This is a genomic window from Niallia sp. FSL W8-0954 (assembly GCF_038005605.1).
Lineage (GTDB): Bacteria > Bacillota > Bacilli > Bacillales > Cytobacillaceae > Niallia > Niallia circulans_A.
Genome location: NZ_JBBOTN010000001.1, coordinates 3,201,337 through 3,225,719 on the forward strand (window position 1 = coordinate 3,201,337; position 24,383 = coordinate 3,225,719).

Here is a 24,383-nt window from a genome sequence, read left to right on the forward strand (position 1 = left end):
AATCTTTATGAAATTTTAATCAAATTTTCATCTTTGTGTATTATTATAATAGCTTACTCTTTTTTAAACGTCCAATCTGACGAAAAGTTTCATGAATTTTAACGACAAGTTTCTTTTTTGTTTAAAGGCAGCAAAAAAAATCTCCTTCGCAGCGGAAGAAGATTTATTATCATGCTTAATATCCTATCTATTTACACTTAGCTCGATTAATTTTTAGCCAACCACGCAGCACCAATTACCCCTGCTGTATTTCCAAGTGTCGCAACATCAATGACCGTTGACTCTGCTACACTTTTAAAGGAAAATTTCATAAAATTCTCTTTTACAGGATCTAACAGGACATCTCCGGCTTTTGATACTCCTCCACCTATGACAATTTTCTCAGGATTTAACGTATTAGCAATATTTGCTAATACTAGCCCTAAATGAAATGCAACAAATTGAACGATTTCATTAGCTAATTCGTCCCCTTTCTTCGCTGCATCGAATACATCTTTTGCTGTAATCTCCCCTTCTTGATCTAGTAACGAATGAAGCTCGCTTAATGTATGTCTTTCCGCTAATCTTTCTTTCGTTAAACGAACAATTCCCGTTGCAGATGCAATCGTTTCTAAACAGCCAGTTTTCCCACAGTTACAAGGAGCTCCATTTTCCACAATTGCAGTTAGATGACCTATTTCACCAGCAGCTCCTTTAACGCCTTGCACAATATCTCCATTAATAATAACGCCACCGCCAACACCAGTACCCAGTGTTACGCAAACTAAATCCTTTGCTCCCTCTCCTGCTCCCTTCCACATTTCACCTAAAGCAGCACAGTTAGCATCATTATCAATCGTTACTGGCAATCCTAAATCTGCTTCAAGGCGAGCCTTTAAAGGAAAATTATCGGGCCAGCCTAAATTTACCGTATTAAAAATAATTCCTGTTTCATAATCAAAAGGACCTGGCGCACCCATTCCTGCACCTAAAACATCGTCTTTCGAATGACCTAATTCCTTCAATTTAGCATCTATGGATTTTGCAATATCAGATGTTATATTTTTCCCTTCCTCAGAATTATCTGTTGGGATTTCCCAATGATCAATTAAATCGCCATTTAAAGATAAAAAAGCAATTTTCACCGTTGTTCCGCCTAAATCTATTCCAGCTACCCATTTTTCTTGCATCACACATTCCCCCGATTTCTCTTATCCTCTAAGTATTGTATTTCTTGATTAAGCAGTCGCATAGCAGAATCGAATTCTTGTTCTTTTATTAATTGAGATTGATATAATTCTTTAATTTCGGATTTCATTAATTGTAAATCGCCTACTCGATCTCCAACATAAATGATTGTCCCGTACTTTTTTAAAAACTGCTGTACGTCATAAATTGTTTGCATGGTACCCCTCGATTTCATTCTTTTTCTATCCACTGCAAAGGTTTGCATAAAGTGATAAATTAATCGTTTTCAAATTAAGTATAAAGGATACGGACTGTTTCCTCAACAGCAGATTCTTTTCCCTTATTAGGAAAGTAAATATATGGTTAAAGCTAGAAAACAAAAGTTATTCCCTCTCCTTTCTTCTTTTATCATAATTTTCTTTTCCATACATATATTGAAAGAAGTATAGATGAGACAGGCTCATATTTTGAGCATACTTAACATGGAGCGGTGAAAATAATGAAAAAAGATTTTATTCGTTTAAGTCTTTCTCTTATTATCCTTATTTCTATTTTCTATATTTTTCAGCAAAAGCAGATTGCTAAGGAAAGTATCACCTATTTTCCGATTGATCCTACAGTCACCTTTCCGAAAGCAAACACGACCCTTACTTTTAGCAAAAAAAGGTTCGATGAATACAGCATACTTTGGGAGAGCCATTCATCCATTAATAAAGTAGCATATTTACGACAGGATATGAGCTTTCTGTATGCAAATGGAAAACTAATAAATAAAATGGGAGAATGGAAACAAAACACATTAGAGCTTTCAGAAAAAAAAACAATTGTGGAAAGAGAAAGTAACTTTTTACAAACAATAACTTTTCATTATGCGGAAATACATGATAATAGTGAAAGAATTTTCAGTTCACAAAAAACTTCCGCAGACAGCTTATATATTATTAACTCCAAATTTGAAAATGCTCCCCTAAACTTTCATACTCCCAGTAACTTAACAGAGAAAGATTGGGCAAAAGCTTTGGAGAAAGAAACATTAAATTATGTAGAGTATGCTTATCTTCAAGCATTAAAAAAATTCCATATTTCACCCGAGCAATATCAGACCAAACTATTACTTACAGACTTAATCAACTATAACGATGCACCTCTTCCGAACTTTTCAAAAGAACAAAGCGCAAAAATAATCGGCCAATTAACAGAGGGTCTCTATAAAAATTATTTTCTTGGCGTTATTAAAGAAGATGGAACCATTGCTGATCCCATCGGTAGTTCTATCCCTGTATTATTAATTAATGATAACCATCTTCTTATCTTATTTACAACAGCAGATGGTGAAGCAATTGTTTTAAGACAGCAAATATCTACTCTTTAATTTTATCCCATAATAGAAGATATTCAGGATTGTTTTTGTCCAAAGCTAAAGCTGCTTGTATATATTCTCTTGCTTCTTCCAATTTCTTATTATATAGACTAACAACCGCTAAATTATAATATGCTTCATGAAACTCTGGATTTATCGCGATTGTTTTTTGCAGGTTCTTCTCTGCATCATGTAGATTACGCTTCTTAAGTTGAATATAAGAAAGTAAAAAGTAGTAAACTTCATTATCCTTTGGTTCAAGTTTCTCCAAAGCCAACTCAGCCTGTTGAAGTTTTTCATCTTGAATATACTCATGGACCAGCTTATAGGCTGATTGATCTTGTCTTTGCAGTACATCTTGATGGAATGTATAAAGAACACCAATTCCCAAAAGCAGTATAGTAACAAAGGCGGCACCAAGCTGAATTTTCCAGTTTTTCTTCTTTGGAAAATGAACAATCGCTGTGGCTAAGAAGCCGCCTAGCAAGCCACCAATATGTCCTGCATTATCAATTCCTTGTATAGTAAAACCAAATATAAGATTGATAATAATGACAATAATGACGTTCCAACCCATAACACGAAAAAAAAGCTGTGGAAAGCGCCAGGCAAAATAAAGAAGAGCTCCAAAACAACCAAAAATTGCGCCGCTTGCACCAGCCGATAAAGATGGACTTAATAAATAACTAGCAAATACCCCACTAAACCCAGCAAATAAATAAATAAACAAAAATCGGCATGATCCAAAAATCCGCTCAATTAGTGGCCCAACATAATATAGGGCAATGGAATTCATAAGTAAATGCAATATACCAATATGTAAAAAAACAGGTGTTATAAATCGCCACCATTCCCCATTGGCAATTAAATAATTTACTTTTGCTCCCCATTTAATTAGCGTTTCACTGTTTGTACTTCCGCCGCTTAATTCCATTAAGAAAAATACAATCACTTGTATAGCAATGAAAAGATACGTGATAAATGGTTTTCCAAAATTAAATAACTGTCTTTCTTCTTTTTCTTTTTGTCTTAAGCTCGTAAAGATTGCTTCTTTATATTCTTGTATATGGGTTTCTCGCTCTGCTTCCGTTTCTGGCATACGTTGTAATTCAGCTATTTTATGCTCTCCTATTTTCCAGTCTTGAACGGATCGATCGAGAAGTATTGATTCAATTTGTACTTTTTTATTTGGACTTAAAAATAATGGATTGATAATATGTTCATATGAGTCTACAGGCGGATAAGCGGATATATAAATGCTCACCACTTTAAGGGAACGACTATGCAGCGAACTTCTTATCCTTTCAGCATTTAACGCTGTCCTTTCTATGTCCCTGCTTAACCAATTACTCCAGTTAATATCAAATTGAAATAGACGAATAACGGGGGATTTTGATTTATTCTCTTGAGCCTCGAGCCATATTTCTTGTTGATCTTCTGTTAAGTAGATAATTTTATACTGATATTCATTTACTAGTATATGGATGATTCTCCAATACTTATAATGTTCTAGCTCCATCTGTTCTCTCCCTACTCTCCGAACATCTTGAAAGGTAATGACACTATATTCTTCAAGTTCTTAAATAGTTCCTTTTTAAGGAAATACGCTTTCTATGTAACAATACTATATATGTTTCTTTTTTTCCTTCATTTCTTTTAAATGTCACAAAATCCATCTTTCATTTTAGCTTATTTTATGTATTTTATAAATGAGAGTGACATTCGATAAACATACCGCTTGAAGACGTAAAGGTTATTATTTGTTATTACCTTTTTAAGAAGATTAAAAACACATTGGCAAAATGAAAAAAAGGATAGAACAAAAGTAACCCATTGATGCCCTTATGTTATGAACACTTTGCGCATCCCCTTTCCTTTTCGATGTCTATTTATCAAATTTTCACCACTCAAACAAATGATATTTGATATATGTCGATATTCTTGATATTATTCATATAAGAACAATTGTTCGATTCGATATTAAGATAGCAAGTATTTAGCACTATGTCAAAGGATATCAAGCAATTATCGTATATAAAAAGCGGAAATTTTTCCTGTATGAAATTAAAAAACTTTGACATTTGACTATGGAGGTATTTTTATGTATGTAACGATTACAGACTTTATTAGAGAGTGGAAGTGGGAGGCAGAGCTGACTCAAAAGGTTTTAGAAGGTTTAACCGATGATTCTTTACAGCAAAAAGTCTACCCTGAAGGTCGAACATTAGGAAGAATTGTTTGGCATTTCACAACCAATATCCCTGAATATTTAGCTCATTTCGGGCTAAAAATAAATGAACTAGATAACGCAAAAATAATTCCAGCTACAGCTAAAGAAATAGCCGCAACATTTAAACTTCTCAGTTCTACTGCAATCAAAGTGATAGAAGAACAATGGACAGACGAATCCTTAAAGGACGTGCAAACCGCATTTGGCAGAGAAGAAACAAATGCTCAAATTTTAATGGGTCTCATTAAGCATATCGTTCATCACCGTGGACAAGTTACAATTCTGATGCGTCAAGCTGGAATCAAGCCTTTTGGAGTTTATGGACCATCAAAAGAAGATTGGATTCGCATAGGGGTAGACAATCCACCACTTTAAAAGTAAAAAAGATATCGTTTGTAATACTAATAGGAAAACTAAATACACTTAGCTTAGATTAGCGGGACAGTTTTTACAGTTTAAAAGCAGAGCTTAGATTAACAAGACTTTGCGCATTCAGGCATACACTGGCTGTCCGTAAATTTTTAAAAGCCAATAAGAGCAATCAATTACGTTACTTCTCTGTAATTGTTTGCTCTTATTTTTGTGAGGTTACTTATTCCCAGCTCATTTAAACGCTATTTTCCGTCTCATCAGTTCATTTTTATTCATTGATAAATCGTATTTTGCGAACGTCCAAAAACAGAATTCATTGTCATTCTTTTTACACTTGGAATATTCATTAATATTCTAACTGCATATTTACGAATAAATGGACTTCTTAATACCGTATTAATGACACGATATCGTTTTTGAAATAAATAATATCCACCTAAAACAATTAGTAAAACGGAGAATACTTTTGACATTTTTGAAATCCCTCCTATTAACTAGTTTGGTAATAATATTATTTTTTATCCATATTAACGAATGAAAATGTTCTTGTATGGACCCGGTTAAAATATTACTAAAAGAAAAAAACATATACCAACGCAGCTAAAAAACCGGAAAGAACATTTACCATATCATTATTAAAAAGTGCAAAACCCTTTGTTTTCACTAAGGTAGTGTGACATTCTACTTTTGATTCAACTATTCGACCACAAACAGGACATTTATATTCCACTTGGACAAAGGCACCTAAAAGTGTATCCACGATATTACCTAAAAATCCAAAAACAAGGATGACCACAAAACTACCAGGCTCCAGAGCAAATAAGAAATTCGCTGTTAAAGCTATTAATAGTGATCCAGCAAATGCTGCAATTGTTCCTAGGACACTGACCGCTCCCGACGTTCCAGTGGCCGCTTGTTTAAACGTTCGAACAGAGATTGGCTTTTTCTTGCTTAACGATCCAATCTCTGATGCCCATGTGTCCGAGTTGGCAGCCGCTAGAAGTATGGCGAATACAATAATCCAGACTGATTCTTTTGTAAAAAAATAGATGATACCAACTATTGCTGCAAAGCCTCCATTCGCCATAACTTGCCATGCATCACGTCTCGACCCTTTTTTGGTTTTGTCCTCCATCGTCTGTTTCGTTTTGCTTTTGTATTTTGAAAACATACTAGAAGAAACAAAAAATACTCCTAGAACTACTAATCCTTTAGAGCCAAATCCTAGCGCAATTCCGCTCCCAACAAAAAAAGCCGCGATCGCACCACTCTTCGTTAATGACCTGCGTTTATATGCCAAATAAGAGACAAACAAAATGACTACTGCATACATCATACTACTCATTTGCGCAAATAATTCCTTCATTTGTAATGATCTTCTGAACAGCTAAATCATGGTTCTCAATGGGAATTTGCTGCTGTATTTGCATGGAAAATGCCAGTGATATTGTTTGTCCATCATAATTTTGCAAAAATCGGTCATAATAACCGCCCCCAAATCCTAATCTATATCCTTTAGGCGAAAAGGCTAATCCAGGAACTAGCAGTAAATCAATTTGTTTGGAATCCGTTTGTTTCGTTTTTTCTATAACTGGTTCAAACAGGTTACTATAGACCGATTCAAGTTGATTAAATTGCTCTAATTCGCGAAAACTCATTTGTCTAGTTGCAGGTATGCACTTTGGAACACTTACTTTTTTGCCTAATTTCCAAGCTGTACGAATAATTTGGTATGTATCCACCTCAGGAAATTTGGAAATGGTTATCCCAATATGACTAGCAGAGATAAAGGCAGCATCATTATATAATCGGGAAGCTATTTGGTAGGACATATGCTCATATAGTGGTTTATTAATTGACTGGAGTTGTTTTATCATTTCTGATCGGAAATGTTTTTTTTCCTGCATTTTATGTACACCTTCTTTACAATTTTCGTTATAAATATGAAAAAAAAACAGAAGGGATATCCCCCTTCTGCTTATTTTGTTTCACGATGAACTGTAGTACGTTTTTCTCTTGAGCAATATTTTTTTAGCTCAAGACGATCTGGATTATTTCGTTTATTTTTTTTAGAAATGTAGTTACGATCACCACATTCAGTGCAAGCTAACGTAATGTTTACACGCATGTTTATTTCCCTCCAAACTATAGGTTGCTAGTTCGTGCATACGACTTTTATATGATAACATCTTTTGTTAGGAAATGCTAGTACTTGTTTGCATTAGAATATGATTCATATCTAAAATATCCTTTTTTTCTGTCCCCATAATGGACCAAGCGCGACTAATACCAGTTGATTGAGGCATTACCTCCATATTTAAAGAAAAAATACTTACACTGGAGCCTTTTGCCATAGGCTGATATTTTAGGACTCCATTTTGATTATTGCTCCATATATGATCAGTATGCACATTCCAGAGAGGTTGTACGGTTCTCTGTTCCATGCTGTTTGAGTTATGTTCTCCATTTACTAAATATAGCTGGTCATCAATGGAATGATAGATAACGTTTTCCGTAGGTGATACAAAAGAAAGATGATTATGAAAAGCTTTTGAAAAATAATTCAACACTAGGATTTTCATTTTTTGGGGTTCTTGAGAGTGATTTCTGACGAAAATCTCATTATATTGAATTTTCGAGTGCTTGTGTATTTGTTTTACATGAACGGAAATAGAATGTTCTGGTATTAATTTTTCATAACCATTTTGAATCCAATACGTTTTTCCATCAACCCAGATTCCAGGAGTTGTCGTTATTTTTTTTACTAATAACTTTCTTTGAACACTTTGATAGTCTTTTTGTAAATTGGCCTCAATTTTCATTCTTCCTTCACCTACTCTAATATTTTTAATTAGATATGGATTCCTTCACCTTTGCCTGTACAATCAATTCATCAAAAACTCTTTTTGTCTCTTCGCCAATTCGATTCCAGCTAAAAAGCTGGCTAACTAATATTTGCCCCTTCTTACCAATTTCTTTACCTACGACTGGATTTTCTAACAAATACTCGATATTCTTTACTAAGTTCTCTGCATTATTTGTTTCCATATATAGTCCTGTTTCTCCATCCTTAATAATTCCTTTTAAGCCGCCTGTCTGGGATACAATCGTTGGAATGGCGAAAACAAGGGATTCTAATGCTACGATTCCAAATGGTTCATAGGAACTTGGTATAACAACTATATCTGCTTGTGCATAGAGTGCATTCTTCTGTTCTTCCTGCAAATAGCCTATTAAATGAACACTTTCTGCTAATTGATGTCTCTCAATAAATTGTTGATATTCGTCATACATTGGACCGATTCCAGCAATAACAAAACATAGATCATTTCGCTTTTTATGCAATTTTCTTGCTGCTTCTAATAATGTTCCAAAGCCTTTTTCTTTTACCATTCTCCCCATGGCAAAAACAACTTTTTTGTTGTCTCTTGAGAAATTATCAACCGGAGCTGCTGAAACGGCTTCCTTTTTCAGCATTTCGACTCCATTGGGAATGATATTAATTTTCGTTTGTTCTACATCAAAAATAGTCATTATCTCATTCTGCATATATTCACTGCACACAATTAAAGAATCAGCTGTGTCTATTAACTGCCTTTCTTGCCTATGGATAAATTTCTGCATTTCCGTATAGATACCACCGTTTCTTCCATGCTCAGTTGCATGGATGGTAGCTATTAAAGGAATATTTAATTGATTCTTTAAAGAAATAGCAGCTGCACCTACTAGCCAATCATGTGCTTGCACTAATTCAAATGTTGTGTTCTTTCCTATCTCTATTGCTTTTTCCCACATTGCTAAATTTAAGCCGCCAATCCAGTGAATAAAGTTTTGCTCTTTACTATAAATCGGCTTAACTCGATAAACAAATAAGCCAGCCTTTTCTTCTACATCTTCTGGATTTTTGTTCATCGCTTGTGCTGTAACAAGATGAACTTCATAGCCATTTTTTATTAAACTATTTGTTAACCCAACTACATGAGCACCAAGACCACCAACTAGATTGGGCGGGTACTCCCAAGATAAGATTAAAATGCTCTTCTTGTTTGTTGGTTCCTTTTGAGACCGAACCGTTTTATGGTTCTGGATTGTTGTATTTAAAATTGGTTGTTCTCTTTCTCTTAAGGAAAGCCAGTCTTTATCGATTGGTCCTATCCAAAATCCGCTTAACTTCTTTGCCGCTTCTAGATGGTTTGTTACTTCTTCACTTGTCCAATTATCTTGATAAAGGAGAGCGCTTAATAACAACCATTCCTTTTCCAATTGCTTTTGCACTCTATTAGTTGCTGGTGGTAAAGAAATTTGTCTCCATTCATGAAGCTCTCTTTCCAAAAATGCTAAAGCAGCATAGAAAGAACTATGTGTAACAACCGCCTCTCCCCCTCTACGTTCTAGGAAGGAAGCACAGAGATGGACACGATCCATTCCTTGACTGAATTGCTTTATATATGTTTCAGGCATGATATGAACCACATAGCCTTCATCATTTAAATAACGAATACTTTTATTCAGCTCGTCTGTTATCTTCACATAGTCAGCTAAATCAATTGATAAGGATAAAATGGACTCATTTATGTATGGAGGATAGGATTCTAGCAAATCTAATAACCATTTATCCCATATTTGTTTCGTTACATTCTCCCCTTTAAAAAGTTGATACAGCTTTTCTTCAACAGGAAAAAACACAATATTATGTGGTGATTCAACTGCAATACCTGTACCGCTTGGTAAGGGATCACTATGATTGATTGTCTTACTGTTAAGATAGCTATAAGAAAAGTTCTCTTTATTCAAATATAAATCTAAACCAGGTGAAAAATTTCCTTCTGGAAACCAGAATCCTGTCGGTCGGTAGTCTAAATAATCATCAATAATAGATAAGCCTATCTCTATTTGTAATTGAATACCTGTACTTGTCGATACATTTGATAAAGGCGAAAAGGAAGCGGGACTTGCCAGCAATTCGATCCGCTTTTCTTGAAGAAGCGACTTAAGGACCTTTAATAGATTTTTTTCTTTTTCTATCCAGAAAGAATACAATTCATCATCGCAACAGTATTTCTCTAAAAATTCTGTTATTTCTTCTCGAAATGACTGCACATCAAGCAGTTCGAGAAAAATTGGCGGCACAACAATTTGAATGGTATATGGAAGTTGATTCTTTTCTGTTTCGAAAAGAAACTTGATAAAGTTAATAGTTTGTGTATATAATTCCTTTTTCTTCTGTTTATCTTTTGAAAAATAGTTCATAAAAGGAATCTTATTAATTACAATCAGCTGAAAATAAGAACCATTCATTTCTTTTTCACATCCTCTTGCTCTTCTAATTCATAATAACTATAAGTGCTTACATGTTCAATCCAATTCGGGACAGAAACATCCCCATTCTCCCACTCCTGTAAATCCTTTGCTAGTTGGCCTGTTTGGTTATGGGCAGTTCTCGGTGTATGCAAGGGATTTGACTGTAATATCGGTAAAAAGGATTGATACACATCAAGAACCCCTATTTCAAAACAAAAACTTCTATTTGGTGATAAGTCCTGTAACACAACTGATTCTTGCCTATTTTCAACAGGCAGAATACGAGAATTATGCGCATTTCTTCCATTATAGATAATGCTAGTTATATCATTAATCTTTACTGCAAGCGAACAAGTTTCCGGATCAATATCATAATAAGTTGAAATTAACTGCCATTTTCCTTCGGGAATTCTCCAAAATATTAATGCAGTGTCTTCTGACGTTAACCAAGCCTCCATCCCATTTTTCTTTGCTAATAAATCAACGCTTGTCCAAAAGCTTTCCGTTATATATGATTCCTGCTTTTGCATTTGGATTGCCTTCTTTTGCTCCTCTGCTTGTCCAACATTCCCATCTTGTTCTTGTTCCTTCACATATTTTTTCCATTGGTACTGAACTTTTCCTACAGTTGAATTTAGTTCGATGGCAATTTTCCGGAAAGACAGTCCTTTACGTCTTAAATTTACAATTTGTTCAATCAATAGAAATTGCACCTCTTTCTAAATTTTATTTATCAAATGTCATTTCATTTCATAGGTGTATGTACCGCAATTTACTAGTATATGCATACAAGATTCCTTTTAGTTCGCTAATTATATCTATTATGTTACCACTGAATGAGTATTGCCACAACGAACAGATTTTGTCGGATTATGCTTAAACATACATACGTTTATTGTAATGGAGCAAAAAATTTTTTTTTGCCTTTTTCCATTAGCTATTACAACATCGATTCGACATATGGTTTTAAAAATTCCAGATGAATTACGACATATTCTTAACTGTTTCGCACATCTATTCGAATATTGTCACCCACGATCTTGATTTAATAGGAATTACCGATAGTTAATGATAAAATATCTTTAGCTTGCATTGTTCTTCTTTAGGTCTCTTATTATTTATATCATTTGAAATGAAGATTTTATTCTGAGGTGAATTATGTTAATTGTAATGTTAGTAATTATAGGAATTTCTTTATTCCTTCTTATTCTGTCTCTTTTCCTTCGTGATCCCATTAAAGATTTACGAGAGGAAATAGATCAGCTTTCCATTCAACAAGTACAAGAGCTATACAAAATAAAAAAGAAATTAAAACTATTAGAAGAAGAGTTAATGATCGGTGAGGAAGATTTTTCTTTAAAGCCATCTTCTACCCTAAAAAAACCATCCGCAATGGAAAGGGATAAACCACAGCCCATTCACGCTATTATTAAAAACCAAGTCTGGACCCTTGCAGCAAGTGGTGTACCAATTGAGCAGATTGCCAGTCAATCTTCCTTATCTATCACTCAAGTTCAGCAAATTATAAAGGAAAGGGTCGAAAAGTAACTAAATGAAAAAACATAGTTTACGTTCATTTGCCATCGGAATGCTCCTTTCAGCAAGCATTATTGGAAGTTTTTATTACTATTTAGAAAATAAAAGTCAAGAACAAGCAACGATAAGTGTATCTGAAGCAACATCCTATCTTCAAACAAAGGGGTTTACTGTGTTAGCAGAGGACGAATATAATAATTTACAAAAGCAAATAGCAGAGAAGAAACAAGAGCAAGCAAAATCAGCAGCAAATGAAAAAGAGAAAACACAAGAAGAGCCAACAGAAGAACAACAAGATAACATTGCCTATACGTTAAAAGTTAAAAGCGGTATGAGCATTTCTGAAATTGCTGAGTTATTATATAAAGAAAAAATCGTCAAAGATCAAGAAGAGTTTGAAACATACTTAATTGATAATGGCTACCATACCAAAATTCAAGTTGGCAGCTTTCCTTTAACTAGTGACATGAGTCATAAAAAAATTGCCGAAACTCTTACAAAATAAACGAACTGGAACATAATTAAATAAGTAATCTAAAAGGTCGAACAATCCATATTTAGCTATTAAGTATAAATGAAGCACACTAATTAGTTAAAAGCTATGAAATAATGAAACCCCAAATATTATAGAGATGTTGTTAGTATCTCCGTATAATATTTGGGGTGAAATCCTTTGTTCCGGTCTTTTTTTATTTACCAATCATATTGTCGGCCTTTAACTAAATAGAAAATATTTTCAGCTATATTAGTAGTATGATCTGCTGCTCTTTCTAAATAACGACAGACAAATGTCAATTGCGAAATTTGCTGTAAATACTCAGGTTTATTTTTACTAATTTCTAAAAGCTCCACAAACGCTTGTTTATTTAAAGCATCTACCTCATCATCCATTTCCGCGATTTTTCGAGCTAGTTTTGTGTCTTCTTTATTATAAGCATTTAAGGATAAGCGCAGCATTTCGTTAGTAATCCCTAACATTTTTTTAACATGTATCATCGGTTTCACTAATTCTTGATTCCCAATTCGAATAGTAGCTTTTGCAATATTAACAGCAAAATCTGCGATTCTTTCAATATCAGTCGCAATCTTAATTCCAACAATAATCCTTCTTAAATCAATTGCTACAGGTGCCTGCTTCGCAATTAATAGAATCGCAAAGTCATTTATTTCTTCATACAAATGATCAGCCTTTTGATCATCATCAATAATTTCTAAAGCCATTTCTATATTTTGTGTTTCAAGTGCTTCTAATGATCTTTCAAGAGCTTGAATCGAAAATTCACCAAGCTCTGTCAGTTTCTCTTGCAGTTCCTTAAGCCCTGCTTCAAATTTCTCTCTAACTGGCATAGTAAGATCTCCTTTTTCGGAATTCAGCTTAAATAATTATCCAAATCTACCTGTAATATAATCTTCTGTTCTTTTATCCTTTGGATTAGAGAATATTTTATCGGTTACATCAAACTCTATTACTTCTCCATTTAAAAAGAATGCTGTTTTATCAGAGATACGGGCTGCTTGCTGCATATTATGTGTAACAATAATAATGCTGTAGTTTTCTTTTAGTTCTTGAACTAACTCTTCCACTTTTAATGTCGAAATTGGATCAAGTGCAGAGGTTGGCTCATCCATAAGAATAACATCTGGTTCAATTGCAAGACATCTTGCAATACAAAGACGCTGTTGTTGTCCACCAGAAAGTCCATATGCATTTTGGTTTAATCTATCTTTTACTTCGTCCCAAATTGCCGCTCCCCTTAAACTTTTCTCGACAATTTCATTTAAAATTTTCTTATCTCGTATCCCATGAATTTTTGGTCCATATGCAACATTTTCATAAATAGATTTGGGAAATGGATTTGGTTTTTGAAAGACCATTCCAACTTTTGTTCTTAGTTCTTCCACTCCGTAATCTTTATCAAAAATATTTCTGCCACGATAATTAATTTCCCCTGAAGTTTTTACACTTGGCACTAATTCAATCATCCGATTTAAAGTTTTGATATATGTTGATTTACCACAGCCTGATGGTCCAATAATAGAAGTTACTTCATTTTCGATAATGTCTAAATCTATATTTTTCAGCGCATGGTTATCCCCATACCACAAATTAAGCTGATTTGTTTTATAAACAGAGTTTTTCACTCTACTGTCTGTAGCATTTATTTCTACTGCTTTTTTAATTTTATCTGCAAAAACTGTACTCATTTGAAGTTCCCCCTACACGTTTAATAACGTTTTTGAAATTTATTTCGAATTAATACTGCAATAGAATTCATTAAAATCAATAAAACTAAAAGAACAATTATTCCTGCTGCTGCAAGACTCTGAAACTCTTCTTGCGGTCTTCCTGTCCAGTTATAGATTTGCATTGGCAGCACTGTAAACATATCAAAAACAGTTCTCGGCAAGAATGCTAGGAATAAAGGTAAACCTAATACTACTAGTGGAGCAGTTTCGCCAATTGCCCGAGAAAGTGCCAATATTCCTCCAGTTAAAATACCTGGTATAGCTGCAGGCATGACTACTCTGACAATTGTCTGCCATTTCGTTGCTCCCATTCCAAGAGAGGCTTCTCTTAATTCACTAGGAACGGATCGAATAGCTTCCTGAGCTGCAACAATAATGATTGGCAATACTAATAAGCTCATTGTTAACCCTGCTGCAAGGACACTTGTTCCAAGTGTCAAAGCACGAACAAATAGTGTCAATCCTAATAGACCAAAAACAATGGATGGTACACCCGCAAGATTCGATATATTAATCTGAATAAAATTCGTAAATCTATTTTTACTTGCGTATTCTTCTAAATATATCGCCGTGCCCACTCCAATCAAAAGTGATACAGGTGCAACTACCGCCATAAGCCACACTGTTCCTATCAATGCAGTATAGACGCCAGCATTTTCAGGTTTACGGGAAGGTAAGCTTGTTAAAAACTGAAAATCTAAATAGCCAATTCCTTGAGTCAATACTCGATAAAAAAGGACACCAAGAACAATTAAACCAAATAAAGTTGCGCTAAAAAATAATCCTTTCATTATGATGTTTTTCATTAATCTTGGTTTCATTCGCTTAATAACTTCTGAATGGTTTACTAACTTCATCTTAATATTCCTCCCTAAAACGACGAGAAATGTACTGAGCAAGCAGATTCATCAAGAAAGTGAACAGGAATAATGTAAATCCAACCGCATAAATGCTGTAATAAATCGTTGTTCCATATCCTGCATCTCCTTGACTTACTTGAACAATATAGGCTGTCATAGTTTGTATAGATTCTGTTACATTGAAGCTTAGATTAGGTGTACTGCCTCCTGCAACTGCGACAATCATTGTTTCCCCAATTGCTCTTGATAAAGCTAATACAATGGAAGAAACAATTCCAGAAACTGCAGCAGGTAAGACTACCTTTAAAGCAACTTCTAATTTAGTAGAACCCATTGCTAATGCTCCTTCCCGCATTGCTCTGGGAACAGCACTCATTGCATCTTCTGATAAAGAAGCAATCATTGGCGTAATCATAATCCCAATAACAATTCCTGGACTTAAAGCATTAAACATTTCTAAAGAAGGAATAATGGATCTAAGTAATGGTGTTATAAATGTTAAAGCGAAAAAACCGTAGACAATTGTAGGAATACCAGCAAGTACTTCTAAAATTGGCTTAATTATTCTTCTTGTTCTATCACTCGCGTATTCACTTAAAAAAATGGCAGATGCCAACCCTATTGGCACAGCAACAATCCCAGCAATCAGCGTTACTTTTAACGTTCCAGACACAAGTGGCATGATTCCAAAAGAACCTGGATCAGAAAATGGATACCATGATTTACTTGTTAAGAACTCTTTTATATTCACTCTTTCGAAAAAAGTAAATGTTTCCATTACTAATGTAAATAGAATACCGAGCGTCGTTAATACCGAAAAGATTGCAGTAATCAATAATACTTTAGGCATAATTTTTTCTAACAGCTTACTTAAATTATTTTTTTGTTTTTTTTCAGCAATTAATTCTTGTACAGATCTTGCATTCACATTTGTCGTTTGTTTAATCATGCTTTTAAGTCCCCCTTAATCCAACAGCAAGATGGAAAGCTAAGTACAAAGCTTTCCATCAAAACTTATTACTTAAGTCCTTCGATTAATTCTAAATCTTTTTTGTATTCCTCATCTGGCAATTTTACATAGCCTACATCTTCTGATAAGTCAGCCGCATTTTCAATCATGAATTCTACAAAATCAGCTACTTCATCTTTTTTCACCGATTCATTTTTTACATAAGTGAATAATGGTCTTGATAATGGGGAATATTCGCCACTTTCAACCGTTTCATTTGTTGGTTCAACCGGGCCGTTCCCTCCGTCGATTGGTACTACTTTCAACTTATCTTTGTTTTCAGCATAATAAGCATAGCCAAAGTATCCAATTGCGTTTTTATCGCCTGTTACCCCTTGTACTAAAATATTATCGTCTTCTGATAATGTCGCTGCTTTAGCAATTGGCTGCTCTTCTAAAATCACTTCATCAAAATAATCGAATGTTCCAGAATCAGTTCCTGGAGAATAATATTTAATTTCTTCTTCTGGCCATCCTTCACGGATATCAGACCATTTTTTTGTTGTACCATCTTCAAGCCAGATTTTCTTTAATTCATCTAATGTTAAGTGGTCAACCCATGTGTTATCTTTATTCACTACAACAGATAAACCGTCATATGCTAATCTTAATTCTGTATAGTCAATTCCTTTTGATTCTAACTCTGATTTTTCTTCATCCTTAATTGGACGGGATGCATTACTGAAATCTGTTTCCCCTGCAATAAATGCTTTGAAGCCGCCACCTGTACCAGATGATGCTACAGAAACTTTCACGTTTGGCTGCTCTGCTTGGTATTCTTCAACGATTGCTTCCATAATTGGATATACAGTTGATGAACCGTCTAATTTTATTTGGCCAGATAATTGTTCAGTTCCATTATCTTTTGATGAATCAGATGACTTAGATGAACTGGCATCGTTATTTCCACCACACGCTGATAATGCTAACATTGTTCCAATCATTGCTGTCAATCCTACTGTTTTAAGGCTCTTCATTTTTCTCTTTACCCCCTAAGGATGCTTGTTTTGTTTACAAGATAACTATAAGACTTTAGTATTAACTTGGTTTTAACTATTTGTAAATCAATGTAAACACATTGTAAATTTAGAGGGTTTTCGCCCTATTTTTGTTAATTGGGGTATTCCTTGTTTTTTTTATAAAAAAAGGACAAAACTAGTAAATGGTAGTTTTGTCCTTTTTGATCCTATTATTTGTCTTTTTTCTCTTCTTTTTGTCTTTCTTTTTTCAAATCAAAGTACGCATCCAATACACGTTCCCCGATTTTCTTATTGGAACCATTATCTACACTTCCTTGGTATGCCCATGGAACCATTACAGCCATTGCTACTTCTGGGTTATCGGAAGGTGCGTAGCTGATTAAGCTTAGATTCATAACTTGCGGCGGTTCTTTTCCATACTCACTGCGAGAAGGTCCATCGTAAAATGCCTCTGCTGTCCCTGTTTTTGCCGCAGGTGAATAATCCTTCCCACCTAGATTAGAATAAGCAGTACCTTTTGGAGTTTGTGCCACCATTTTAAATCCTTGCTGCACTCGTTTGATCCATTCAGGTTTAACATCAACCTTATTTAATACTTTGGGTTTAACTGTTTCTACTACTGGTCCAAGTGTACTGTCATCTGCCACTGGTTCGCGAATCTCTTTTACAATATGCGGTTCCATTCTGTTCCCGCCATTAGCAATGGTTGAAACATATTGTGCAAGCTGCATATTCGAATACGTATCATATTGTCCAATGGATAAATCCAGTAAGAAACCTGGTAATGTATCTTGTCCTTTAAAGCCAACTTGCTCATTCGGCAAATCAATACCAGTACGGATTCCAAGTCCATATTGGGCAAATTCATTTCTCACTAACGAAAAGTCAGCTAATGAAACAGATAGTGGTTTACCGTAAACATAGTTAGCACCAGCCATCTTCATCACCGTTCTAAACATATAAACATTGGATGAGCGTTGTAAAGCGGTAAGATCGCTGATTGGCCCCATAGTTGTCCACGATTTTTTGGTAGTATTTCCAATTTTCACAGGAGTATCATTCCATACGGTGCCAGGAGAAATGGCTCCTGTTTTATAACCAGTTAAGACAGTTGCACCTTTGACAACAGAACCTACGTTGTAAGTGGTTGTAATATTACCAAGCGCGTCATCTTGAACTTCCATTTTACCTGTTTTATCATTTCTCACTAGTCGTTTCCCTGCCATTGACAGGACATCCCCTGTATTTGGATTCATTAACACAACATAGGCTCGATCAAGTAATTTAGTTCCCGCAAATGTTTTTGCTTTTTTTAATTCTTCCTCAATGATTTTTTCTATTTTTAATTGAAGTTCCATGTCGATTGATAGAACCAGATCATTACCGCGTTTTCCTTCTGTAATGACGTCGGTACTGACTATATTACCTTTTTTGTCTGTTTTATTGCGAATTTTCTCTTTTTGCCCTTTTAGAACATCCTCATATTGAAGTTCTAAGTAACTGGTACCGACCCGATCATTTCTGCTATATCCTCTAGAAACATAATAATCTAATTTCTCTGCCGGCAGTCCTCTTTCGGCGGAGCTTACATTCCCTAAAACAGATTTTAGCGTATCTCCAAACGAATAGGATCTCTCCCAGTCTGTTGTGGTACCTACACCAGGTAAGGCTTCTAAATTTTCACTAACTACAGCAAATTCTTTGTCGCTTACCTCTTTATTTTTGACCATTTGCGGTGTTAGTTTGTATCCACTTATAAACTCACGATAGATAGCTAACACTTCTAAATCATGATTAGTAAGTGTTTTTATATCCTCTTCGGTAATCCGATCAAGCTGCAATTGATACACTTGCTTATTATATTCCTCTTGATCTGGATACTTCTCAGCTAAAGCTTTTTTTTCCTTTTCAGTGACTTTCTTTTCCGCTTCTTTTTTATTTTTTATAATCCAATAGTCTTTTTTCTCGCGCTCCGTCACCTTTTTCGTATCTTTCATAATATATTTTGATAGTAATTCAGCGGTTTTGAGCATATCTTCTTGTTTCGCACCAGAATTCGTATAAGTAATTGCTTTTTCTGCTACATTATCTACTATCACTTTTCCTGTTGCATCATACATTTTGCCACGTGGCACAGAGGTATTTACTGTAACATCTTCTGTTTTCTCTAATTCTCTTTTATAATCCTCACCATAAACAATCTGCACAAAGCCTAGACGCAGAATCAATGCGGAGAATAATAAAAAGACAAAAAAGAAAATAATATTAAGACGTACAGGTATCGTTTTTTTCTTTTTCTTTTTTCCCAACGTTTAATCACACTTTCCTTCGATATTCTTTTTCTATTGTAATAGAAAATCGTAGATTATTCTATTAATAACTAATTGGAATAATATGCTAGGATTATTGACTGTATCAAACCATGCTATAACTTACTCTGTTATTCATTAATATGAGAGTAAATACCTCTATATATCCACGTTTCTTTTATCCAAAAAAAACCAAAAACACTATCTAAAAGGCAGTAACGACTATACCCATAGATAATGTTTTTTATTTATGAATCTCTTAAACTATTCTTTTTCTTTCTTTAATTCAAAATATTTGTCCATAACACGCTTTCCGATAGTTAAGTTTGGCGATGGCCCTTCACTGGTTGTGTATACCCAAGGAACCATGACAGCCATGGCAACCTCTGGGTTTTCGGAAGGCGCATAGGTGATTAAGCTGACATTCATTACTTGTGGTGGTTCTCCATCTTTATTTTTTCTTAATGGTCCATCATAAAATGCCTCAGCCGTACCAGTTTTTCCCGCTGGACTATAAGAAGAACCCGCGAAAGCTTTGGCTCCTGTACCACTTGTCATTACAAGACGAAATCCTCTATGAATTTGTTCCATCCACCCAGGCTTCAAATCCAACTTATTTAATACTTTCGGTTGAATTTCTTGAACTATCGGTCCTAACTTTCCTTCTTCCTTAGAAGTCTCGCGTATTTCTTTCACTATGTGTGGCTGAATACGATATCCTCCATTAGCAATTGTTGAAACATATTGTGCTAATTGCATGTTTGTATAAGTATCATATTGTCCAATCGACAAGAACATTAGATTCGCTGGCTGATTGGGATCCACTGCTCCTCTGAACCCAGCCATTTCATTTGGTAAATCAATTCCAGTCCTAACCCCTAAACCAAATTCTGAAAAAGAATTCCTTATTTTAGGATATGCTTCCACGTCAATATTTAATGGCTGCATATATGCATAATGTCCTTTTCCAATCATGATAGCTGTTTTAGCCATATAGACGTTAGATGAGTCCTGCAATGCTTTCAAATCACTAATCATGCCCATTTGTTTCCAAGATTTAAAAGGATTTGACCCTTTTATTTGCATAGTAGCATCTTGTATATAAGAACCTGGAGAAATAACTCCTTCTTTATATCCAGTTAATACCATTGCACCTTTAACAACGGAGCCAACATTATAAGAAGTTGTAATATTTCCTAATGCAAAATCCTGCACAACTTGCTTGCCTGTTTTATCATCTTTGCCTAACTGCTTTCCGGCCATCGTTAATACTTCGCCCGTATGGGGATCTATTAATACAACAAATGCTCTATCTAAATATTGGGTGCCAGCATAGCCATATTTCGTCTTTTTCAGCTCTTCTTCAATAATTTTCTCTACTTCTAGCTGTAATTTCATATTAATTGTCAATACTAAGTCATTTCCGGCAGCTCCGTTGGCAATCACTTCTGAATTAACAATTTCATCTTTTTTATCTTTGATAAATTTAACCTTTTTCTTTTGTCCTTTTAAAAGATCCTCATATTGCTTTTCTAAATAGCTTAGTCCGACTCTGTCGTTCATGCTATAACCTTTAGCGATATAACTGTCTTTTTCTTCTGCAGGAACGCCTCTTTGTGAAGTACTGACATTCCCTAATACGGTTTTTAATGTCGAACCAAAATCATATTTTCTGTCCCAGTCTCGAACTGTATCGACACCTGGCAGTTTGTCCAAATTTTCACTGATTATAGCGATTTCCTTATCAGTAACACCTTCATTTTTAACAATATGTGGTGTATAGTAATATCCGCTTTGAAATTCGCGATAAATAGCTAATGTTTCCATATCTAGATCTGTAAGTGTGTTTAAATCCGCTTCTGTTATTCGCTCACGTAAAAGCTCATCATATGCTTTTTGGTATTCTTTATTGTCATCCTTATGTTGTTGTTGTAGTTTCTCATTTTCTTTTTTGGATATTTTCTTCTTTGCTTCTTTCGGATGAATGAGAATCCAGTAATCCTTTTTATCTCTTTCTGATATTTTTTTTAGATCTTTTTCACTGTCCATCTTAATAATTTTTGCTAATTCTTCAGCGGTATCCCGCATTTCATTCGGTTTATATTTTTTCCAATTCGTATAGGTAATCGCATTTTTTCCGACATTACTTACAATGCTTTTTCCCGTTCGATCATAAATTTCTCCTCTTGGAACAGATGTGCTGATAGTAATGTCCTCTTTTTTCTCGACTTGCTTTTTATATTCATCTCCATAAACAATTTGGACAAATCCTAATCTTAAAATAAGTGCTGAAAACAATAAAAATACCGCAAAGAAGATAATATTTACCCTTAAAGGTATTGGATTTCTCTTTTTTTTCTTTTTTTCCCCCACGATCGATCCCACCTTTTCCTCCAAAACTTTCCTATTTTCTATTTTAAAGGAAATTTACAAAGATTACTATATGATTATTTTATATTTAACTGAATACTCTTTTCTCAACTTATTGATAAAGCAAAAAAAGGATCTGTAAATATGACAAATCCTTTTTTTGCTTTATGCCGTTTTCCATCTAATCTTTCGAGCAAAGAAATAGATCAGAGAATGTCCGCTCCCAAGTATAAATAACAGTATTGGGATTACTTTATTTGGATTGAATACACTGACGCCAATGATAAAAAGAATAACCGATAAAAGTCTTCCCAAATTGAGAAATAATTCTCTCACTACTATATATTCTATTCTCATTTCTCCTGCTTTCCAGCCTTTTCCGATAACATCAAAAGTCAAGCTGGTGTAAGGTACTAAAATCAGTGGGTAAGCAATAGCTATTATACCTGCATAAATCAATAATTTCGTATAAGAAAAGTCAAAAACAATAATAAACATCGATAAGAATAACATTATTCCGCCAATTAAAATGGACTTATTACGATTCTTATTTTTGACTGTCCTTGAAACAACATAATAGGCAATAAAGGAAATTCCTGAATTGATCAACCCAAATTTTCCTAAAGCCAATTCACTATCTGTTGCTATATAAACAAAGACAGTTATTATAAATGCAAAGACACCTTCTCGTAAACCTTGGAAAAAATGGGCATTCGTAATCAATTTCCAGTTATAATTATGTTTTCTCTCTTTGACAATTCTTTTAAAAAAATATTTACCTTCTGCTGGCCGTCTTTTTAGAAAGAAACTTGAAACAACTGCGAGAAGAAAAAGCCCAAGAGACATTCCAAAAACAATCATATACCCTGTTGACTTCGTGAGCTGGGAGATAATATATCCTGCAATCATTGGTCCAATCATTCCAGCAACAGAATTTAACAATCCTAAAAAACCATTAAAGAAATCTCTCGTATCTGGTTCTGTCACTTCAAAAGTTAAGACATTATAAGCTAACCAATAAAATCCGTTGCCAATTCCAAGAATGGCTCCCAGTACTAACAGAAACGTTGATGCTTTATCTCCTATTAATAATACTGTTAAATAGAAGATGGTAAGGAAAGCTACTCCAATTCGAAATACAATAACTCGATCAATTTTCTTCGCCCATCTGCCAGCAAGTGTAAAGGTAAATAGCTGCAACAAGATTATCGCAAGATTATACAAGCCTAAATCTCTAAATTCACCTGATTGTTTCCATAAAAACACGTTAACGAAAGTATTAGAAAGTGCTACACTAAGTGAGTACAGCCCCCCTGTAAGCAACAAAATTTTCAAGTCTTTTGTTAGCTCTACATCACCTATTAATTTTCCTATTTTCATCATAGAAACTCCCCTTTGTTCTAGAGTAGTTTCTAACAAAACAAATTTCGTTATGCATTATATATAAAAACTAACAATTATGAAAATAAGACCAAATTATGATAAATAAAATGGGACAAAAAAACCTGTAAGCAATTTATGCTTACAGGTTTTTACATTTCTATTTCTTATTTTGCAGCAGCAAAACGTTTAGCTACTTCATCCCAGTTAATAACATTGAAAAATGCATTAATGTATTCAGGACGACGGTTTTGATAATTTAAGTAGTATGCATGCTCCCAAACATCTAATCCTAAAACAGGTGTTTTACCTTCCATTAATGGATTATCTTGATTTGGTGTGCTAGTAACTTCTAATTCACCGTTGTTCACAACTAGCCAAGCCCAACCAGAGCCAAAACGAGTTGTAGCAGCTTTTGAAAATTCTTCTTTAAAGTTTTCAAAGCTTCCAAACTTGCTGTCAATAGCAGCAGCTAAATCACCAGTTGGTTGACCGCCACCATTTGGAGAAATTACTTCCCAGAATAATGAATGGTTTGCATGACCGCCACCATTGTTACGAACTGCAGTGCGAGCAGATTCTGGAACTGCATCAAGATTAGATACAAGCTCTTCCACTGTTTTAGAAAGTAATTCATCATTTCCTTCTAATGCATTGTTTAAATTTGTCACATAAGTATTGTGATGTTTCGTATGGTGAATGTTCATCGTTTCTTTATCAATGTGTGGTTCTAATGCATCATAAGCGTAAGGTAATTGTGGTAATGAATAAGCCATGTCTAATTCCTCCTAATATTTTATGTATTATGTTCTTCCCTCTAATAGTTTGCCCTATTCCGACAATTATTATATGAGAAGGCCTTTAACAATACATTATCAAATAAAGTGCTTACTTTCAATCAATTTGCTTGAAAAGATTCCCTCTTTAAAGTACCCATTTGTTATTATTTTAAAACATCTGAATAAATGAGCTTAAACACCTAATGCCAATTGCCTTTTTCCTTTCGCGTTCAGCAAGTAGAAAATCATTTTATTGCTTTAAATTTTTAACTTTCTCTCTTGGAATTCTTAAGTAATAATGCTTATATTCTCTTGTGATTAACATCACCCCAAAGAATTACCTATTTATAAATATACTAATTATATCTAAAACTTCTCCTTGAATAAGTTCGTTAAATTGTCATTTTTCCATTTTCGCCCTATGCATCAACATTCCTGATATTCCTAAATATTATTACACTTACTCCTATTCCAATATATCCC

23 protein-coding genes are annotated in these 24,383 nt (G+C 34.4%); 4 read left to right on the plus strand and 19 right to left on the minus strand.

Translation table 11 applies throughout. The annotated features are described in order from the left end of the window. Positions 1–206: 206 nt before the first annotated feature. Both NX902_RS15880 and NX902_RS15885 read right to left on the minus strand, forming a co-directional pair. The gene (locus tag NX902_RS15880) at positions 207–1,169 is read right to left on the minus strand and encodes an ROK family glucokinase (protein WP_341160841.1); all 963 of its coding nucleotides are present in this window, start codon (positions 1,167–1,169) and stop codon (positions 207–209) included. After that, the gene (locus NX902_RS15885; RefSeq protein ID WP_047941253.1) at positions 1,169–1,384 is read right to left on the minus strand and encodes a YqgQ family protein; all 216 of its coding nucleotides are present in this window, start codon (positions 1,382–1,384) and stop codon (positions 1,169–1,171) included. Before NX902_RS15885 ends, NX902_RS15880 begins: the two co-directional genes overlap by 1 nt. 282 nt (positions 1,385–1,666) lie before the next feature. On the opposite strand from NX902_RS15885, the gene NX902_RS15890 reads away from it, so the two are divergent. Then, on the plus strand, positions 1,667–2,539 hold the full coding sequence (locus NX902_RS15890; RefSeq protein ID WP_123257983.1) for a hypothetical protein: 873 nt from the start codon (positions 1,667–1,669) through the stop codon (positions 2,537–2,539). Here the strand turns inward: NX902_RS15890 and NX902_RS15895 are convergent. Next, the gene (locus tag NX902_RS15895; RefSeq protein WP_123260854.1) at positions 2,529–4,046 is read right to left on the minus strand and encodes a rhomboid family protein; all 1,518 of its coding nucleotides are present in this window, start codon (positions 4,044–4,046) and stop codon (positions 2,529–2,531) included. The two genes, NX902_RS15890 and NX902_RS15895, sit on opposite strands and share 11 nt — an antisense overlap. 582 nt (positions 4,047–4,628) lie before the next feature. Between NX902_RS15895 and NX902_RS15900 the strand changes: the two genes are divergently transcribed. Continuing rightward, a complete protein-coding gene (locus NX902_RS15900) occupies positions 4,629–5,132 on the plus strand; it encodes a DinB family protein (RefSeq protein WP_123260853.1) in 504 nt (167 codons plus the stop codon). Between the two features lie 269 nt (positions 5,133–5,401). Here the strand turns inward: NX902_RS15900 and NX902_RS15905 are convergent, their stop codons facing one another. The 7 genes from NX902_RS15905 to NX902_RS15935 all read right to left on the minus strand — a co-directional run bounded on the left by NX902_RS15905 (position 5,402) and on the right by NX902_RS15935 (position 11,131). Beyond that, a complete protein-coding gene (locus tag NX902_RS15905; RefSeq protein WP_095333897.1) occupies positions 5,402–5,602 on the minus strand; it encodes a hypothetical protein in 201 nt (66 codons plus the stop codon). A gap of 98 nt (positions 5,603–5,700) precedes the next feature. Next, the gene (locus NX902_RS15910; protein WP_235850357.1) at positions 5,701–6,495 is read right to left on the minus strand and encodes a DUF92 domain-containing protein; all 795 of its coding nucleotides are present in this window, start codon (positions 6,493–6,495) and stop codon (positions 5,701–5,703) included. Beyond that, on the minus strand, positions 6,467–7,036 hold the full coding sequence (locus NX902_RS15915; RefSeq protein ID WP_095333895.1) for a 5-formyltetrahydrofolate cyclo-ligase: 570 nt from the start codon (positions 7,034–7,036) through the stop codon (positions 6,467–6,469). The genes NX902_RS15910 and NX902_RS15915 overlap by 29 nt, the downstream gene beginning before the upstream one ends. 71 nt (positions 7,037–7,107) lie before the next feature. Further along, on the minus strand, positions 7,108–7,257 hold the full coding sequence (gene rpmG / locus NX902_RS15920) for a 50S ribosomal protein L33 (RefSeq protein ID WP_016204868.1): 150 nt from the start codon (positions 7,255–7,257) through the stop codon (positions 7,108–7,110). A gap of 67 nt (positions 7,258–7,324) precedes the next feature. Beyond that, the gene (locus NX902_RS15925) at positions 7,325–7,951 is read right to left on the minus strand and encodes a hypothetical protein (RefSeq protein ID WP_095333893.1); all 627 of its coding nucleotides are present in this window, start codon (positions 7,949–7,951) and stop codon (positions 7,325–7,327) included. Positions 7,952–7,976: 25 nt separating this feature from the next. Beyond that, entirely contained in the window at positions 7,977–10,427 is a 2,451-nt protein-coding gene (locus NX902_RS15930; RefSeq protein ID WP_095333891.1) for a glycosyltransferase, read from the minus strand. Beyond that, positions 10,424–11,131, minus strand: coding sequence for a DUF4912 domain-containing protein (locus tag NX902_RS15935; RefSeq protein WP_095333889.1), 708 nt, complete (start codon positions 11,129–11,131; stop codon positions 10,424–10,426). The genes NX902_RS15930 and NX902_RS15935 overlap by 4 nt, the downstream gene beginning before the upstream one ends. Before the next feature lie 457 nt (positions 11,132–11,588). Here NX902_RS15935 and NX902_RS15940 point away from each other — a divergent pair, with 457 nt between their 5' ends. Together NX902_RS15940 and NX902_RS15945 are read left to right on the plus strand one after the other, a co-directional pair. Then, on the plus strand, positions 11,589–11,978 hold the full coding sequence (locus tag NX902_RS15940) for a hypothetical protein (RefSeq protein WP_095333887.1): 390 nt from the start codon (positions 11,589–11,591) through the stop codon (positions 11,976–11,978). 4 nt (positions 11,979–11,982) lie between these two features. Then, positions 11,983–12,471 (plus strand): endolytic transglycosylase MltG, encoded by a 489-nt coding sequence (locus NX902_RS15945; protein WP_095333885.1) that lies wholly within the window; start codon positions 11,983–11,985, stop codon positions 12,469–12,471. Between the two features lie 188 nt (positions 12,472–12,659). Here the strand turns inward: NX902_RS15945 and phoU are convergent, their stop codons facing one another. The 9 genes from phoU to NX902_RS15990 form a co-directional block, all read right to left on the minus strand. After that, positions 12,660–13,313, minus strand: coding sequence for a phosphate signaling complex protein PhoU (gene phoU / locus NX902_RS15950; protein ID WP_095333883.1), 654 nt, complete (start codon positions 13,311–13,313; stop codon positions 12,660–12,662). A gap of 36 nt (positions 13,314–13,349) precedes the next feature. Continuing rightward, positions 13,350–14,171: a phosphate ABC transporter ATP-binding protein PstB gene (gene pstB, locus NX902_RS15955; protein WP_095333881.1), complete on the minus strand. Its 822-nt coding sequence runs from the start codon at positions 14,169–14,171 to the stop codon at positions 13,350–13,352. 20 nt (positions 14,172–14,191) lie between these two features. Continuing rightward, positions 14,192–15,070 (minus strand): phosphate ABC transporter permease PstA, encoded by an 879-nt coding sequence (gene pstA / locus NX902_RS15960; protein WP_123257985.1) that lies wholly within the window; start codon positions 15,068–15,070, stop codon positions 14,192–14,194. Position 15,071: 1 nt separating this feature from the next. Continuing rightward, positions 15,072–16,022 carry a phosphate ABC transporter permease subunit PstC gene (pstC, locus tag NX902_RS15965; protein WP_095333877.1) on the minus strand — a complete coding sequence of 317 codons (951 nt, stop codon included), beginning with the start codon at positions 16,020–16,022 and terminating at the stop codon, positions 15,072–15,074. A 68-nt stretch (positions 16,023–16,090) separates the two neighbouring features. After that, on the minus strand, positions 16,091–17,059 hold the full coding sequence (locus NX902_RS15970; RefSeq protein WP_095333875.1) for a PstS family phosphate ABC transporter substrate-binding protein: 969 nt from the start codon (positions 17,057–17,059) through the stop codon (positions 16,091–16,093). A gap of 212 nt (positions 17,060–17,271) precedes the next feature. After that, entirely contained in the window at positions 17,272–19,371 is a 2,100-nt protein-coding gene (locus tag NX902_RS15975; protein ID WP_095333873.1) for a peptidoglycan D,D-transpeptidase FtsI family protein, read from the minus strand. Positions 19,372–19,635: 264 nt separating this feature from the next. After that, positions 19,636–21,756 (minus strand): peptidoglycan D,D-transpeptidase FtsI family protein, encoded by a 2,121-nt coding sequence (locus tag NX902_RS15980; RefSeq protein WP_341160842.1) that lies wholly within the window; start codon positions 21,754–21,756, stop codon positions 19,636–19,638. Between the two features lie 150 nt (positions 21,757–21,906). Next, positions 21,907–23,124 (minus strand): MFS transporter, encoded by a 1,218-nt coding sequence (locus NX902_RS15985; RefSeq protein ID WP_095333870.1) that lies wholly within the window; start codon positions 23,122–23,124, stop codon positions 21,907–21,909. 164 nt (positions 23,125–23,288) lie between these two features. Further along, a complete protein-coding gene (locus NX902_RS15990; RefSeq protein WP_095333868.1) occupies positions 23,289–23,897 on the minus strand; it encodes a superoxide dismutase in 609 nt (202 codons plus the stop codon). Positions 23,898–24,383: the final 486 nt, after the last annotated feature.